The sequence below is a fragment of the Acinetobacter piscicola genome, from assembly GCF_002233755.1.
GTDB classification, from domain to species: Bacteria; Pseudomonadota; Gammaproteobacteria; order Pseudomonadales; family Moraxellaceae; genus Acinetobacter; species Acinetobacter piscicola.
On the sequence record NZ_NIFO01000029.1, the window covers coordinates 1 to 16,942 of the forward strand.

The window sequence follows — 16,942 nt, forward strand, 5'->3', positions numbered from 1 at the left end:
TGTTGTTGCGAAAGTAACTCTATAAGCCCTTATGTATAGAAAAAAGCGCTCCTTTGGGGCGCTTTTTTATGGTTTTGTCCTGCCCTAAATAAAAAAACCTATCTAATTTTAAATTAACGTCAGTTCGGGATAAACTCTGATGTAAGTTATTGAAAAGATAGATCAGGTGCAGCGGAGTCTTACCATTTAAAGTCAGATGTAAGGATTAACCTTCGGTTCGACCTACTTTTCTTTCGGGAAAAGTAGGCAAAACCATTTGTCAGTCGCCAACTCGACAGATACCATCAAGTACCTAATATATCGCAAAAACAGTATATTACAGGTGTAGCCCTGCCTCGAACAATGCGACTGACGTTTCCGCGTATCATATAGTTGGTAACATATCTTATCCCGAACTCAGGTTAAATTAGAAAGCGTTGAACAAAATTTTAATGTTCATTCATCATATTGGTTAGAAATTTAAATCATTAGAATATAGAGATTATGGTGATTGATGAGATGGTTGTGGTAAAAGTGATTGATAAGAAAAAGTGTTGCTTCTAGTTTGGTTTAGCCTGTTGGAATGCTGCAAGTAAAAGCAAATTATAAGTAGTCTAAGCATCTATAAGTATTCAACTCATATACTCCTGATTATATACACGATTCTAAATGGCTGAAATTGTCAGACAATGAGTCTATAAAGCTGTCCTTAACTGATATTTGTATGACCTAAATTGAACTTATTAGATTTTTATAAAGTCGTAATATAACAATTAAGAAAAACAAACATAAAGTTTTGTGTACTGAAAAGTACGCTAAAAAGGAGCAACAGCAATGAATGCTAAAGTGAATATTTCCAATCGTGCAGGTGCATCATTCCCAGTACGCAGAATGAATTTTGATTTTGATGATGTGCCTGAATATTGGGCAAAAAATTCTGCTGGAATTACCCATTTCATGACAGCATTGTCTGCATTATTTCCAGATGGTGAAAAGCTATTTATCGATTCTGTGCGCGCGGTGCGCTATCACCCTGCCATTAAAGACAATGAAGCACTCCAAAAAGAAATCAGTGCTTTTATTGGGCAAGAAGCAATGCATACACATGAGCATGCTGGGTTTAATGCTTCAGCACAAAAATATGGACATGATGTTGCTAAGTATGAACGTGAAACGGGTAGATTAATTCAAGGTGCACGTAAATGGTTTGCTCGAGCTGTGCGACCATTTGGTATGACTCAAGAGATGGTTGATCTAACTGCAACGACGGCATTGGAACACTTTACTGCAACGCTTGCATCACAATTATTGATGAATAAGAACATTCAGGCACTTATGACAGATCCAACAATGTCTTATATGTGGTATTGGCATGCAGTTGAAGAAAATGAACATAAAGCTGTTGCCTATGATGTTTATGAAGAAATATTTGGTCGAGGTGTGAAGGCGTATGCATTACGTAATACAGCTTTAGTCGTGGCAATGGCGCTAATTTTTGTGACTCAATCTTCTTTTGTCATTCGCTTATTGAAAGAGGATGGTAAGTTAAATTTGAAAGAATTAGGAATGATTTATAAATATGCTTATAGCCCATCGAAAGGGGTAATCACAGGGATGACTCGAGAGATGTTGGCATATTTTAAACCAGGTTTTCATCCAAATGATTTAGATACTGTTGATTTGTTAGAGAAATGGAAAGCTAAGTTAGGAATTTAATTTTCTAATATCTAGGTGTTTTAGCAGATCTATTGTGAATAGAGCAACAATTGTTGCTCTTTTTATTAGACATCTTTTGATAATTTCTTATAATTCATTTTTTATTTTAAGTTGATGAACGAAGATGATTCGTTTGATGCAAGCTTCTGATCTGCAAGTTGTCGTTGAGATTGAAAACCTAGTACAAAGTCACCCTTGGACAAAAAAACAATTTGAGGAATCAATGGATGGCTATGTAAGCACTGTAATCGAACAAGACCAGCAAGTTGTTGGTTTTTGTATCTTACAACCTGTTTTAGATGAGGCGAATTTGTTATTGATGGCAATTCATCCGAGTCAGCAGGGCAAAGGCCTAGGCTTTAAGCTTTTAGATGAATCGATTGCCTTGCTGAAAAATAATCCAGTTCAAATTTTCCTTGAAGTGCGTGAGTCAAATCAAGCAGCAATCGCTTTATATGAAAAGGCAGAATTTCACCAAATTGATTTAAGGAAAAACTATTATCCTAAAAAAGAAGGTGGTCGCGAGCATGCCATTATTATGGTAAAAACCTGTGGTGATGATTTTTCTCAATTATTTAAATAGGTTTGAGTGATTGTTTTAAATAGATAATTAAAATAAAAAAGCCGATTATTTGATAATCGGCTCATTCCATTCAGAGGGGAGAGTCGTCATTAGCATGTCTCCCAGCTGTTGGATCTCTTGCGGTTCTAAATGGCGGTTAATGCGTCGCCATTGACCATCTAATAACAGTTCAAAAGGCGCATATTGGGATTTGTAATTCATTTTATTGGAATGTGGAACCCAATAGCCTAAATAGACATAGTCTAAATTCTGTGATTGCACATATTCGATTTGCTTGAGTACGGCAAATACACCCAGTGAGCGTTTGTTTTCATCGGGATCAAAAAAGGTATATACAGCAGAAATACCATCATCTAACTGATCACAAGTCGAAACACTAATCAGTCGATCATCTTTCCATAATTCTAAGAAGAAGCTATCAGTACAACTGTGGATTAAAAATTTCTCAAATTGATCATAACTTGGTGGAAACATATCTCCATCTGCATGTCTTTCAAGAATGTAACGTTCATAAAGTTGATAATGTGTTTGAGTGGCTTGTTTTGTAGAAATGATTTTTACTGTTAAATCTTGATTGCGTTTCCATGCTTTTTTTTGTGCACTACTCATTTTAAATTCTGCAACAGGCACACGGCAGGAAAGACACTGTCGACAAAGATGGCATTCAGGTCGATAAACAAAATCGCCACTGCGTCTAAAGCCCACTCTAGATAGCTCAGACAGCGTGACTACATCGATCCGTTGAATCGGGTCAAGAAACACCATTCTGGCAGATTTATTCTCTAAATAACTGCAATCGTGGGGTGGCGTAATGTAGTACTGTAAGTCGTTTAATAGGGACTTGGGATGATAAGAATTCATAAATCATGTCCCTCCTTTATTTTCATTCCATTAAATGCGAAAAATTCGCTATTGTTTTACTTGAAAATACACGCTCTTGATAACTTTTCCAATCTATAGGGGGCTGTTTTATTACATCTTGTAACGATTTAAGGTATTCCTGACGAGAAAGTGTACAAGCACCGAGGCTGATGAGGTGATCATTGACCAATTGACAATCAATCCAAGGTAAATGATTTTCTCGACCAATCAGCATTAATGTATAAAAAGCCATTTTGGATACATCGGTTTGAGTACTAAACATTGATTCGCCAAAACAACCCTGTCCAATGGTGACGCCATATAGACCACCAACGATGGTATTTTGATCCCAAACTTCAACGCTGTATGCATAGCCTGCTTCAAATAAATCGCAATATCCTTGGATAATATCTTCAGAAATCCATGTTTCATCTGCATAACTACGTGGCATAGCGCAAGAACGAATGACTGTTTCAAAGTTACGATTGATGGTAATCGCATAGTCAAACTTCTTCATATTCCGCAGCAATGATTTACTGGGTTGATAATCATTCGGACGGATAATACAGCGTGGTTCTGGACTCCACCAACAGATCGGTTCGCCTTCTGAAAACCATGGGAATAATCCATGGGTATATGCTTCATAAAGTGTGGATGCTGTTAAATCTGCACCAATACAAATAAGACCTTGTTCATCTGGATCAGCTTCAACTGGATCTGGAAATATAAATTGTGAAAGAGGAAGTTGACTCACGTTTCATCATCAAATAAAAAAGATCAGCTTTATATTAGCTGATCTTTGTGGGTTGTGTCGTGTTAGATGTTATGCAAAAAGTTTCAGTTGCTTCGCAATTTTTAATTTATCGCTCTGAATAAACTTTTGCGCTTTTTCTTGAAGCACGTCTAAACTTTGCTTGCGATCAGAGACTGCATTGCCATCTTTATCTAAGACTTTCCAATCCAATTGATCAAGAACACCTTGAATGTATTCGGCGAATTGTTTTGCTGTTTTAAGACCATCGACAAAATGAGCACGATAGTACAATTGGCTAAATTGATCTGCAGGAATGCCAATTCCAGTGATTGCACATGCTAACACTTGATAATTTTGATGGTAACTGGCTTGCTCTAGCATGTAGTGATTGAGTTTTTGTGAATATTGAAGTTGTTCTTCTGTTGCTGGATTCTGCGAGCAAGGTAAAGCTAAACCTAAATGGCACAAAATCACCAAGGCATTTAAAATTTGAGCATAATTTAAATTAGGAATCGCTTTTTCTAATTCAGCAATGGTCTGAGGTTGATAGTCCTGCTTTTTGAAATACGCACCTAAAGGTTCATAAATATTTTGAATTAAATTAAATTCACCCAAATACCCATTAATAGTTTTTGGCAAAGTTTCAGGTGCCGTAAGCAATACAAAGGCTGTATTTCTAAGACGATGTTGTTTTTGCAAAGCTGTTAAATTATTTTTTCCACGGATAAATAGATCTTTTCTAAATTGTGTATTTGCAAAATAGTCACGACATTGTTCTTTAAAAATTGGATGTTCAATCTGATTCAGAAAAATTTGGTGCTCTTGAGTAAAATTAATATTATCCAATTGCGTATTAAGGTCGGTTGAACCTGCATAAGACAGTTTAACGTCTTCTAAAATTCGGACTACTTGTTGGAATGAAAAGCATTGCCAATCTTGATTTAAATATTCATGAATTAAATAATTCGGATTTTGATTTTGTAAGTCTTGTACTTTGCTTAAAGCATTTGGATTACGTTTAGCGAAATTTGGATTTTGTTGCAAAAGAGATTCACTAAATGCCAGAGAATCTTTGACCTTTTGAATCGGGTTAGTACTGGTGCTGTTAAATTTGAAATGGCTATGAAATAACTCACGAATCGGCATATTAGCAGCCCAACCCGTAACACAGTTATAACTAATGTAAACAATACCATTCGGTTTTAAAAACTTTCGAATGAATTTTAAAATAATATGTTGATTTTCATGGCTAATCCAACTCCAAATTCCATGTAGGCTGATTGAATTAAACATCGGTAAATCTTTATTTAACAGCTCTTCAAAACTTGCATCATAAAAGTGATGGGGTACTAGGCATTGTTCAGCCAATTGATTGGCATGTGCTGCATGTGCAGGATTAAAATCTGTACCGTAAAATGTACCAAAACTTGCAGCAGCATGAATATTGAGACTAACGCCTTGACCAAAACCAAGCTCGCAATGCATATCGTCTAAATCATTACTTGAACAATCAACGCCATTTAAAAGTAGACAAAATTTTTGATAATTTGGACTTAAATCTTTGTAATAGCCATATGTGTAATTTACTTCAGTTTGATAACCATCTGTCCATGCTGTCGTCACAGTATTTTTCCCATATTAAAATTATAAAAATGATTCAACTATTTATAAATTAAAAATAAATAAACCGCCATATAGGCGGTTTATTTTTACAAAAAATAATCAATGCGTATATTTATTCTAAACCATCTAAATAACGATCTGCATCCAGTGCAGCCATACAGCCTGAACCCGCAGAAGTGATGGCTTGGCGATAGACATCATCCGCAACATCACCAGCAGCAAATACACCAGCAACCGAAGTTGCAGTTGCATTACCAGCTGTACCGCTATGCACTTGAATATAACCATTACGCAATTCAAGTTGCCCTTCAAACATCGAAGTATTTGGTTTATGACCAATCGCTACGAACATACCAGAAACATCAACGTCTTGAGTTGAACCATCTTGAGTCGATTTAATACGTACTGATGTTACACCTGAAGCGCTATCACCTAAAACTTCATCCACTTGATGATTCCAGACGATCGAAATCTTTCCTTCTTTAACTTTTTCGTTCAAATGATCTTGAAGGATTTTTTCAGAACGTAACTTATCACGACGATGTACTAATGTGACATGTGAAGCAATATTTGACAGGTAAAGGGCTTCTTCAACGGCTGTATTACCACCACCAACAACCATCACTTTTTGGTTTTTGTAGAAGAAACCATCACATGTTGCACAAGCACTTACACCTTGGCCCATATAAGCTTGTTCAGACTCTAGGCCTAAATATTGCGCTGTTGCACCTGTTGCAATAATCAAAGCATCACAGGTGTACTCAGCCATATCGCCTTTTAATACAAATGGACGAACATTGAGATCAACTTCATTGATGTGATCATAAAGGATTTCAGTACCAAAACGCTCAGCATGTGCTTGCATGCGATCCATTAACGCAGGACCTGTTAAGCCGATAGGGTCGCCCGGCCAGTTATCTACTTCAGTCGTTGTTGTAAGCTGACCACCCAATTGCATACCAGCGATGAGCGTTGGTTTGAGGTTTGCACGTGCAGCATAAACAGCAGCACTATAACCAGCGGGGCCAGAACCTAAAATAATTAACCGAGAGTGACGAGCGCTCATGAGTCATCCTTTTTTATAAAAAATATAGAAATTGGTAGAATTATACGTGAAACTCTAGCAAAGTTGTGTGGCATCGATGTGGGTAATATTGATCATCTAAATCGAAATGAGCTATATAGGCATAGAAATGTTATAAAAGCACTTTGGGAATTCTGTTAGAAAATAAATCACTGAATTCTTAACAATGCTTACAACACACGTAAATAATAGTGCATCTTTTTTTACTGAACAGGTGCATAATATAAAGATTTCTGCTTTGAAGAAAGTTTAAAAGCTTCAGAAAAGAGTAATTTGAATAATTGGTTACAGGATAGTATATGACTGCGGTGTCGAATGTTTATGCACAGCGCTTTTTAACAACAATATTCTTGATTTCATTTGGGATATATCTGTTCCTTGCAACAGTGACTTATACGCCATTTGATCCAGGTTGGATGCATATCTCAAGTGATACACAGCAGGTTTCAAATGCCAGTGGTGTAGCAGGGGCGTGGATTGCAGATTTATTGTTTGGCTTTTTAGGTTGGGCGAGTTTACTTATCCCTGTATTTATATTTATTGAAGCTGTGCAAGTATGGTGGCCAAGAAGTTTTTTAAGCCGTCCATTTCGTTATGCTGCTCAATTTTTCATTTTACTTGCAACTTCAAGCTTTTTATATTTGATGTGGAATGTGCCAGCAGACACTTTGGCAAATGCATCAGGTGGAATCGTTGGATATGAGTTGGGTGAAAGTCTCACTCAATTGATCACGGTTTACGGCGCTGTTGTATTACTGATTATTTTATTGCTTGTTTTGTTTACTTTAGCCTTCGGGATTCAATGGAATAGAACATGGTCGACATTAAAAGCCACACCATCATATTTACAAGAACTCTTTTATAGAAATGTCCCTGAGAGTGAGTCTGCATTTGATTTAACGACATCTCAAAAAAATAAAAACCGTTCAGCAGCACAAAAGCCTGTACCTGTAACAGCTCAAGCCGAATTTGTTGAGCCTGAAGATGAAGTTCATACAAAAGAACATTTGGTTATTAAGAAAACCAAACATTCACAAACAGCTGAGCGCTTGTTTGACGATATGGTAGAGCAGGAACACAGAACTCAACAGCCTTCTCAGTTTGATCAAGATGGCTTCAGCGATATTGATGATTTAGAGTTAGAACGTACTTTAGAAAAGGCTCATCGCTTAGAACAAGACAGTAAACGTACAGTTTCGTCGGGTGAGGTTTGGAAAGCGCTACAACAAGACCAAGATCATAACAGTGATATTGATGCACTTCTGAAAGCTTCAGAGGATGATTTAAAGCACACTTTTAATGATCCTGAACATGTTGCACGTGATGCCTTTGAGGCAAATTTGAATCGTCAAGAAAAGTCTTTAAATTGGGATGATGATCAAGTCTTTGATGAGTTGTTGGCAGTTGTGCCAAACGGTCAAACAGCAACCGATATTCATAGCCCATTTAATAGCGAAACTGTTCAATCTCAACATAATGTAAATCAACATTTAGCTCATACGTTAGGACAAGCTCTACCAGAATTTAATTCTAGTGCTTCTGTTGCAATTGTGACGTCAAGTGCGACAGTACAAACTCTTGCGAGTGAATTGGATGATTTAGCAATGCTTGCTGATGATGGCTTTACAGATATTGCAGATGGTGGCTTTAGCGATAATGATCATCAGCATAACCAAGTAGCTCATCAGACAGCAGCGAAAACCACAACAAATTATTCACAATCGACAGCGTTTACACGTGCGGATATTCAAACAAATATACAGCCAGTAACATTGGTGAGTGAAGAAGAGAAATCGTTAATTGCTTCAGATAAAGATGCTTTTAGAGATGCATGGCAGGAAACGGCAGGTAAACCTCTAGAAGAAATTGAAGATCAAACTGAAGATGACTTTGATTTAGATGCACCATTGATAGATTCGCATGGGCGACCGATGTCACGTGCAATGCAAGTGGCTCAAAAGCGTCGTGATTTACCAACATTACCTGGTTTAGAGTTGTTAGATAAAGTTGATCCAAATAAAAAAGTCAATTTTACCGCAGAGCAACTTTCTCGATTATCCGAACTTTTGGAAATTAAACTTCAAGAGTTTAATGTCAAAGCAAAAGTGATTGAAGCACAACCGGGCCCAGTCGTTACTCGTTTTGAGTTGGATTTAGCACCGGGTGTTAAAGCCTCTAAAGTGACAAATATTTCACGAGATTTAGCACGTTCAATGTCGATGGCATCTGTACGTGTGGTTGAGGTCATTCCGGGTAAACCGTATATCGGTATTGAAGTGCCAAACAGTTCGCGTGAAATGGTGCGACTCATCGAACTCCTTGAAACGCCAATGTTTAAAGACCCATCTGGCATGCTTTCAATGGCGATGGGTAAAGATATTTCGGGTAATCCAGTAATTACAGATTTGGGTAAAGCACCTCACATGTTGGTTGCGGGTACCACAGGTTCTGGTAAATCTGTTGCTGTAAACTCGATGATTTTATCAATGTTATTGAAATATACACCTGATCAATTACGTTTAATTCTCATCGATCCAAAACAATTGGAATTGGCAAACTATAATGATATCCCTCATTTATTGACGCCTGTTGTCACTGACATGAAAGATGCAGTCAGCGCGCTGAATTGGTGTGTCAATGAAATGGAACGCCGTTATAAGCTCATGTCTTTCTTAAAGATTCGTAAATTGGCAGACTATAACCGTAAGGTTGAAGAAGCAATTGCGAATGGTGAGGATTTAATTGATCCAACGTGGAAGCCTAGCGATTCGGTTATGCAAGAACGTACGCCAAGATTACAACCTTTACCATCGATTGTGATTGTTGCCGATGAGTTCGCCGATATGATCATGCAAGTGGGTAAGAAAGCTGAAGAAATGATTACGCGCCTTGCGCAGAAATCACGTGCTGCGGGTATCCATTTATTACTTGCAACACAACGACCATCTGTTGATGTGATCACAGGTTTGATCAAAGCCAATATTCCAACGCGTGTTGCTTTACGTGTAAACAGTAAGATTGACTCACGTACCATTCTTGATGGTGGTGGGGCAGAAGACTTATTAGGTCATGGTGATATGTTATTCCTCGGGCCCGGTAAAATTGACCCTGAGCGTGTACATGGTGCATTTATCAGTGACGATGAAGTAAACCGTATCTGTGATGCATGGCGTGAGCGTGGTGATCCAGATTATGTCGATGAAATCCTGACACCTTTTGATGAAGAACCGACTTCTCGTGGTTTTGAAGATGGTGATGGTGATCCAAATCGTGATGCTTTATACGACCAATGTGTTTCCTTTGTTCTAGAAACACGCAAGGTTTCAGTTTCATCGTTACAGCGTAAGTTTAGTTTAGGCTATAATCGTGCGGCACGTATTGTGGATCAAATGCAAGAGCAGGGCATTGTCAGCGAACAAGGTGCTAACGGTAAACGTGATATTTTGGTTTAGTACGCTATCTTTCATAAAATAATGAAAATGCCCCGTCAAAATGAAGGGGTATTTTTTATTGTAGATCAGCTTTTTTATATGTTAATAATGTTTTATCTGGAGCTAAGTGAAACACAACTTTTCACATAAATGTAGTAGTATAACCATCCAAATTCAACGAGCTTCTCAAGATGTTGATTGCTTTATGTACATTAATCTTTATTCATTTTTGCGCTTTAATCACGCCGGGGCCAGACTTTTTCCTCGTTTCGCAAACGGCGATTAGTCGCTCAAGAAAGCAATCGATGTTTGTGGTTCTTGGGATTACCGCAGGGGTGATGTTTTGGGCACTTTTAGCATTATTGGGATTAAATATTATTTTTGAAAAAATGGCTTGGTTAAAACAAGTCATGCTGGTGATTGGTGGAATTTATTTGTGCTGGCTTGGTTTTCAAATGCTCAAGTCCGCATTCAGTAAAAAACCCATCGCAGAACAACAGAAATTTGAATTACCACAAAGCAATTTACGTTTTTTTCTGAAAGGTTTTTTAACCAATTTATCCAATCCAAAAGCTGTGATTTATTTTGGTAGCGTATTTTCAATATTCCTTGCGAATCCTAATTTAGACGGTGTCCATTCTTTACTCTTTGTGATTGTGTCTATAGAAACATTGATTTGGTTTAGCTTTGTGGCTTTTGTATTTTCATTACCCAGTTTTAAAGCAGCTTATCAGAATGCTGCAAAATGGATTGATGGAATTTCTGGCGGAATATTTACATTGTTTGGTGCATACTTGATTGGAAACCATTGATACTATAGTCATTGCCTAGACCCGTGTTTAACGCTAAAAGAAAAAACCTGCTTGAAAGCAGGTTTTTGTACTTAATTTTAAGATTTTACTTATTTACTTAAATGTTAAGCAAATTTAGCTAAAACTTCTAAAAACCCATCTTTTTGACGTGGGTATTGCGCAATCACATCATGGATGCGTTGACCTTCTGGGTTGGTTGCATTGATATCACGCTTATCTGCAATGAACTGAGTCAATAAACGCTCATAATCAAATGGACGCATATGTTTGAATGCATGATAAAGCACATGAAAATCTGCGTTTGTACCTTCAGGAGGAAGTTGGGTTAAATAGGCAAATACACGCTCGTCTGACCATTCTTCATTGAACGTTGCTGGCTGTGAAAGTGCCATAACAGCATCTCCTCAAATTTAATAATTTAAAACGCATTGAGCTTATTCATCATTATATAAACCCTTATTAAATTTTCTTTAATAAGGAATAATGCAAAGCATTGATGAATAATTGATAACCCAATTAAAAAGGGCAAAATAACTTGCGCCATTTTGCCCTGATTCAATCTACTTGACTAATCAATAATAGAATTAACGTTCTTCAGGTAAATTGATATTCATTTCCAACATTTCAATATTCGCTTCTGAGCGAACTTGCATTTGGATATGCTGTTCATCTACACCACGAACATAACGATTGACCACTTGCATGATTTCTTTCTTCATTTGGTCAATCTTGTCTTGGCTCAGACGCTTGCCTAAACCATTTTCAGAAGCAACAATAACTTTTAAGCGATCTTTAGCAGTTTGGGCGCTAGATGGTTTGTCATCGTTGCTGAAAAGTTTACTCCAAAATCCTGCCATTTCTTACGCTCCAAATAGACGTGCTAACCAACCCTTAGGTTTCACAGTGATGTGACGATAAGGACGTTCTTCACCTAAGAAGCGAGCCACTAAGTCATCATAAGCCTGACCTGCCGATGCTTCTTGATAAAGTATAACAGGTTTACCTTCGTTCGATGCTTGAAGCACGCTTGGGCATTCAGGAATAACCCCTAGTGTTGGAACACGCAAAATATCTTTAGAAATATCTTCAATCGTTAACATTTCTTGTTTATCAGCACGTTCAGGGTTGAAACGAGTGATACATAAGTGTTTACGAACACGTCCTTCGTTATTTTCAACTTTCTTTGTTTTGCTGTCGAGCATACCAATAATTCGATCTGAATCTCGTACAGACGAAATTTCAGGATTGGTCACAATAATCGCTTCATCTGCATGATACATGGCTAAAATAGCACCACGTTCAATGCCCGCAGGCGAGTCACAAATAATATAATCAAACTCTTGTGAAAGTTCTTCCATAACACGAGCGACACCATCATCTGTCAAGGCATCTTTATCACGTGTTTGTGAAGCAGGTAAAATATATAAATTTTCGATATCTTTATCGCGAATTAAGGCTTGTTGTAAACGTGCTTCATTATTTAAAACATTTACAAAATCATAAACAACACGACGTTCGCAACCCATGATCAAGTCTAAGTTACGTAAACCTACGTCAAAATCGATAACAACAGTTTTATGACCACGTAGGGCTAAACCTGTTGCAAAAGATGCGCTCGTCGTAGTTTTACCTACGCCGCCTTTGCCTGATGTAACAACAACAATTTTGGCCACCGAATCCACTCCTGTTATGGTCATCCCTTTAATTGGGGATTTTTTATGGTGTTTAATTTACATTAAAATTGAAGAGCTTCAAAGACTAGCTCTTGTTGATCATTCAAGTGAATATGTACAGCTTTTTTTACCACATCTTGTGGAATATCATCAGCTACACAATATGTTCCTGCTATAGAAACCAATTCAGCTTCTAGTGAATGACAAAAAATTCTTGCAGCGGTATTCCCGCCTGCACCTGCGATGACTCTACCACGAACACTGCCATAGATATGTATATTTCCTGAAGCAATTACTTCAGAACCACTATTAATCCCTGCGTTGAGAATAATATCACCATGATCTTGAACGAGGCATTGTCCAGTTCTTAAGATTTCATCGTGATAAGACGTCACATGGCTAAAGGATTTAGGTGCTTCTGCTACAGTATTTTCAACAACTTTGGCAGATGAACTTTGTTCTTTTACAGGTGTTTCAACCACTTGTTCTTTGGTCGGTTTGATGCGTTGTAAAGGACGATCTGCTGGCAAAACAGGGAATTGAATTGCACGTGCCTGATCACCCAATAAACCATCAATGACGGCCATAGGTTGTAAATCAAGACTGATAATCAGTTGAATAAGCGCAATAAGCTCTTGTTCAACTGTGGTGTCGATAATGACTAAAGCCCCTTGATAAGACGTTTCACTCATCATCGAAGTTAATTGCTGGCGGATGGCATCATGATCATTTGTATCAAAGGTTAATCGTGTAAAATTAACCATTCTGCCTGTAATCCGTATATCAGCCATAATTATTCCTTAAAAGGCTTGTGACCTAAAATTTTCTATCTGAAGTTAATTTGTAAAATAGCGCAAATGCTAGAACAAATTGAACGATTTCTCTAGCAAAGATACAAATAATTTCAATGAAATGGCTATTCTTTAGCTTGATCATTTTTATTCAATTCAAGTTGCCACTGTTTTACTGCAACTTGTTTCTTCAGTGATTCTAAACTCTCATAGACTACAGATTCAACCAATTCTTCAAGAGACTGATTTTCAATATTTAACTGACTCAGTTTTGTTGAAATGAGCTGATAGGTTGCATTTGGGCTTTTTACGCTACCTTCAGTGAAAGGCTGAATCAAACCCTGAGTAATATTTTCACCTAACTGTTGTCCAATATTTTGTATCTGATTTTCAATCATCCCACCTGCGATTGGAATCATACGCAATAGTTGCGTCAATTGAGGTGTGTCTTCAATGGCTTGGCGAACGATTTGCCCTACATTATTGGTAATTAAAGTACGTTGAGTTTTTAATTCTGTTGCTAAGGATTCTTGTAGAACTTCTGCAATAGCTTTGGCGAATATCTCACGATGATGATCGACCAAGTCATGAATAATTTTTTTATGACTGGAACTGGTATCTAACTCTTGTTTTACGCCATCAATGACAGTAATCACAACACGATCGGATAATTCTTCCATGACCACACGATAATAGAACAAAACACGTTTCATAATGCTGTCGGGAACGACTTTATAGCCCATTTCATGGAATCTATAAGCAATAACCCCTGCACGAATGAGACGTAAAAACCGTAAGTAAGGGCTAATGGCTAAAATTTCATACCAGTGAATAAAAGGGAAGAAGAACCAACGTGTGTGATGTTTATAAATAATTGCAATGAACCAACGGATGAGTAATTCTGCAATTAAAAAAGTAATAAACCAACTTTCGGTTTTAACTACCCATGGGTGTAGAGCATCTTTGTAATATTGTAAAACTTGAGGTAGATGAATACTTTCAAAGAACCAGTTCCCAAAGTTACTCATCAATAAAGCATTGGCACATAAACAAAATAAGTTGAATACGATGATGAACATCATAAAAATGTCATAAGCTAAAAACAGTTTCCAACCGACTGTATCGTGACGGATATGCTGACGAATGCCTGTTTTATTTATTGTATTTTGGCTAGATTCTTGCTGAATTTCTTGTTCTGTCATTGCAATTCCCTTTGAAAACTGACTTCTTTCATCATGTTTTATACCGAAAATGTTTATGGTGAAATAATATTGAGAAAGAAGCCATTGATTTAATGCTGATATTTATTCTTCATTAGACTAATCAGTTGGTCTTTTTCAGTCCACAAATGATCAACCCATTTTTGAAAATGCTCACGATATTCTGCATCATCTTCGTAATTTCCACCGAGAACCCAATCTGGAATCTCAATTTTGCGTATATTGACTGCGATTCGAGGAACTTCACCAAACCAAAACTCACCATAACCAGGTGCGCCATTAGGGTAAACAATGGTCATGTCCACCAAAGCATCAATCTTATCGCCTAAAATATCGAGTGCTAAAGCTAAACCACCCGCTTTAGGCTTCAATAAATTAACATAAGGTGATTGCTGTTGTTGATGTTTTTGTGGGGTAAAACGCGTACCTTCCAAATAGTTCAATAAGGTAAAGGGTTGGCTCAATAGTTGTTCACAAGCTTTACGTGCTTCTGCTAAATCACGATATTTAAGCTCAGGATTCTTAGCAATTTGTTCTTTCGTATGTCGTTTCATCATTGGGAAGCCTAAAATTTTAAAAGCTTGTCCAACAAAGGGGATGAAAATCAATTCCCACTTGGTAAAAAAACGAGTCAGAGGCATACGGGTTAAACCAAAATATTGATTGACCGTGGTATCAACCCAACTTTGATGATTACACATCATGAGATAACGTCCTTGCATATTGAGGTCTAGACCTTCATCAATACTAATATCCCATTGTGTTTCAGGTAGAACATGGTCAATTAACCAATTATTGACACTTAACCAGCTATTGGCAATGTTAATATTGGTTTCATCCACTTTTTTAGATTTTTTGAATAGTTTGGATAATCCAAGTGCTAACACAGGAGGACCATGAAAAAAGGTGCTCCCAGTGATCACTGTGCCAACGGATAGTCCTTTCGTAATTTTTTTTAAAATAGGTTGCTTCTGTTGCTGAGATGACATAGAACAGTCCTAATCATTTTTGCATATTCGAATTAAGTCCTAAATATAGACCTTAGTTGCCTAATTAAAAAGGGACATTTATAAACTGTGTACAAATTATGGTGATCAGTTTTGCAAACTTTGCGCTATATATTACAAAATGTAAAAAAAAGTGAGATTCTTAACAAAATGCCCCTAGTGGAAATTTATTATTTATAAGAAACTTAAGCTTAACAAAAAACACAACTCGGAGGCATGCAATGCGTGCACTATTAATTACGACTTTAACAGCTGGGGCTTTGGCATTATCAGGATGTCAAACAACTGGTAATAACATTGGTGGCGTTGAGTATGACAAAGCTGCCTTGGGTGGTTTAATTGGTGCAGCGGCAGGTTATGGTCTGTCTCGCGGGAATGCCAACACTTCTGCGCAAAATAACCGTGCGGCTGCAATTGGTGCTGCTTTGGGTGCGGGTGCAGGTATTTATCTAGACAATAAAGAGAAAAAGCTTCGCCAACAAATGGCGGGTACTGGTGTTGATGTAAGTCGTAATCCAGATGGTTCTGTTGCTTTAATTATGCCTGGTAGCATTACTTTTGATACCAATAAATCAAATATCAAACCTAACTTTTACAGTACGTTGAATAAAGTTGTTCAAACGTTGAAAGAAGATAACAAGAGCGTAATTCTTGTGACTGGTTATACAGATAATACGGGTACAGATGCGATCAACATCCCATTGTCACAAAACCGTGCTGCTTCTGTAGCAAACTACCTGAAAGGTCAAGGCGTACAAAGCCGTATTGATACTCAAGGTTATGGTTCACAAAACCCGATTGCAGATAACTCAACTGCTGCCGGTCGTGAGCAAAACCGTCGTGTAGAAATTAGTATTTATGCTGCAAGCTAAGAAATCGTTATAAGATTAAGACGATTTTGTAGTCAAAACACAAAAATCGAATCATAGCTTGCTGTGGTTCGGTTTTTTTACGCCTAGCAAAATAAAGAATAAGAAACGTCAGTTCGGGATAAACTTTGATATAAGTTATTGAAAAGATAGATCAGGCACAGCGGAGTCTTACCGTTTAAAAGTCAAATGCAAGGATTAACCTACTTCGTCTTGCACTTCGCTTGAAATATATTTCAATCTTGTTCAGGTTCGACCTGAGAGGTACTACCTCGCAAGGCTTTCGGGAAAAGTAGGCAAAACCATTTGTCAGTCGCCAACTCGACAGATACTATCAAGTACCTAATATATTGCAAAAACAGTACATTACAGATGTAGCCCGGCCTCGAACAATGCGACTGACGTTTCCGCGTATCAGATAGTTGGGAACATATCTTATCTCGAACTCAGGTTAAGACGGAAAATAAATATGAGCACTTGTCATTTTTATAGTTGTTGGCTGTGAGCAAAACCGTCGTGTTGAAATCACGGTTGATGAA

At 37.5% G+C, this 16,942-nt stretch carries 15 protein-coding genes; 5 read left to right on the forward strand and 10 right to left on the reverse strand.

Annotated features, from left to right (window positions below):
• Positions 1-813 precede the first annotated feature (813 nt).
• Entirely contained in the window at positions 814-1,695 is an 882-nt protein-coding gene (locus tag CDA10_RS15230) for a metal-dependent hydrolase (protein WP_089606430.1), read from the forward strand.
• 124 nt (positions 1,696-1,819) lie between these two features.
• On the forward strand, positions 1,820-2,278 hold the full coding sequence (gene rimI / locus CDA10_RS15235) for a ribosomal protein S18-alanine N-acetyltransferase (protein ID WP_089606431.1): 459 nt from the start codon (positions 1,820-1,822) through the stop codon (positions 2,276-2,278).
• A 45-nt stretch (positions 2,279-2,323) separates the two neighbouring features.
• Here the strand turns inward: rimI and CDA10_RS15240 are convergent, their stop codons facing one another.
• The 4 genes from CDA10_RS15240 to trxB all read right to left on the reverse strand — a co-directional run bounded on the left by CDA10_RS15240 (position 2,324) and on the right by trxB (position 6,582).
• On the reverse strand, positions 2,324-3,139 hold the full coding sequence (locus CDA10_RS15240; protein ID WP_089606432.1) for an arginyltransferase: 816 nt from the start codon (positions 3,137-3,139) through the stop codon (positions 2,324-2,326).
• 22 nt (positions 3,140-3,161) lie between these two features.
• Positions 3,162-3,893, reverse strand: coding sequence for a leucyl/phenylalanyl-tRNA--protein transferase (aat, locus tag CDA10_RS15245; protein WP_089606433.1), 732 nt, complete (start codon positions 3,891-3,893; stop codon positions 3,162-3,164).
• A gap of 69 nt (positions 3,894-3,962) precedes the next feature.
• Complete coding sequence (locus CDA10_RS15250) at positions 3,963-5,516, reverse strand: methyltransferase regulatory domain-containing protein (RefSeq protein WP_089606434.1); 1,554 nt, start codon at positions 5,514-5,516, stop codon at positions 3,963-3,965.
• Positions 5,517-5,628: 112 nt separating this feature from the next.
• Complete coding sequence (gene trxB, locus CDA10_RS15255) at positions 5,629-6,582, reverse strand: thioredoxin-disulfide reductase (RefSeq protein WP_089606435.1); 954 nt, start codon at positions 6,580-6,582, stop codon at positions 5,629-5,631.
• A 317-nt stretch (positions 6,583-6,899) separates the two neighbouring features.
• Here trxB and CDA10_RS15260 point away from each other — a divergent pair, with 317 nt between their 5' ends.
• Both CDA10_RS15260 and rhtC read left to right on the forward strand, forming a co-directional pair.
• A complete protein-coding gene (locus CDA10_RS15260; protein ID WP_089606436.1) occupies positions 6,900-10,052 on the forward strand; it encodes a DNA translocase FtsK in 3,153 nt (1,050 codons plus the stop codon).
• A 170-nt stretch (positions 10,053-10,222) separates the two neighbouring features.
• Complete coding sequence (gene rhtC / locus CDA10_RS15265) at positions 10,223-10,843, forward strand: threonine export protein RhtC (protein WP_089606437.1); 621 nt, start codon at positions 10,223-10,225, stop codon at positions 10,841-10,843.
• Positions 10,844-10,947: 104 nt separating this feature from the next.
• Here rhtC and CDA10_RS15270 read toward each other — a convergent pair whose 3' ends face one another.
• The 6 genes from CDA10_RS15270 to CDA10_RS15295 form a co-directional block, all read right to left on the reverse strand.
• Positions 10,948-11,235, reverse strand: coding sequence for a PA4642 family protein (locus tag CDA10_RS15270; RefSeq protein WP_089606438.1), 288 nt, complete (start codon positions 11,233-11,235; stop codon positions 10,948-10,950).
• Between the two features lie 192 nt (positions 11,236-11,427).
• On the reverse strand, positions 11,428-11,700 hold the full coding sequence (minE, locus tag CDA10_RS15275) for a cell division topological specificity factor MinE (RefSeq protein WP_004722763.1): 273 nt from the start codon (positions 11,698-11,700) through the stop codon (positions 11,428-11,430).
• 3 nt (positions 11,701-11,703) lie between these two features.
• Positions 11,704-12,516, reverse strand: a complete 813-nt coding sequence (minD, locus tag CDA10_RS15280) for a septum site-determining protein MinD (protein WP_010115379.1) — start codon at positions 12,514-12,516, stop codon at positions 11,704-11,706.
• Positions 12,517-12,578: 62 nt separating this feature from the next.
• Positions 12,579-13,307: a septum site-determining protein MinC gene (minC, locus tag CDA10_RS15285; RefSeq protein ID WP_089606439.1), complete on the reverse strand. Its 729-nt coding sequence runs from the start codon at positions 13,305-13,307 to the stop codon at positions 12,579-12,581.
• A gap of 125 nt (positions 13,308-13,432) precedes the next feature.
• Complete coding sequence (locus CDA10_RS15290) at positions 13,433-14,509, reverse strand: hypothetical protein (protein ID WP_089606440.1); 1,077 nt, start codon at positions 14,507-14,509, stop codon at positions 13,433-13,435.
• A gap of 89 nt (positions 14,510-14,598) precedes the next feature.
• Positions 14,599-15,516, reverse strand: coding sequence for an acyltransferase (locus tag CDA10_RS15295; RefSeq protein ID WP_089606441.1), 918 nt, complete (start codon positions 15,514-15,516; stop codon positions 14,599-14,601).
• Positions 15,517-15,755: 239 nt separating this feature from the next.
• Between CDA10_RS15295 and CDA10_RS15300 the strand changes: the two genes are divergently transcribed.
• A complete protein-coding gene (locus tag CDA10_RS15300; RefSeq protein ID WP_089606442.1) occupies positions 15,756-16,406 on the forward strand; it encodes a YiaD family glycine zipper/OmpA-like lipoprotein in 651 nt (216 codons plus the stop codon).
• The last annotated feature ends 536 nt before the right edge of the window (positions 16,407-16,942 follow it).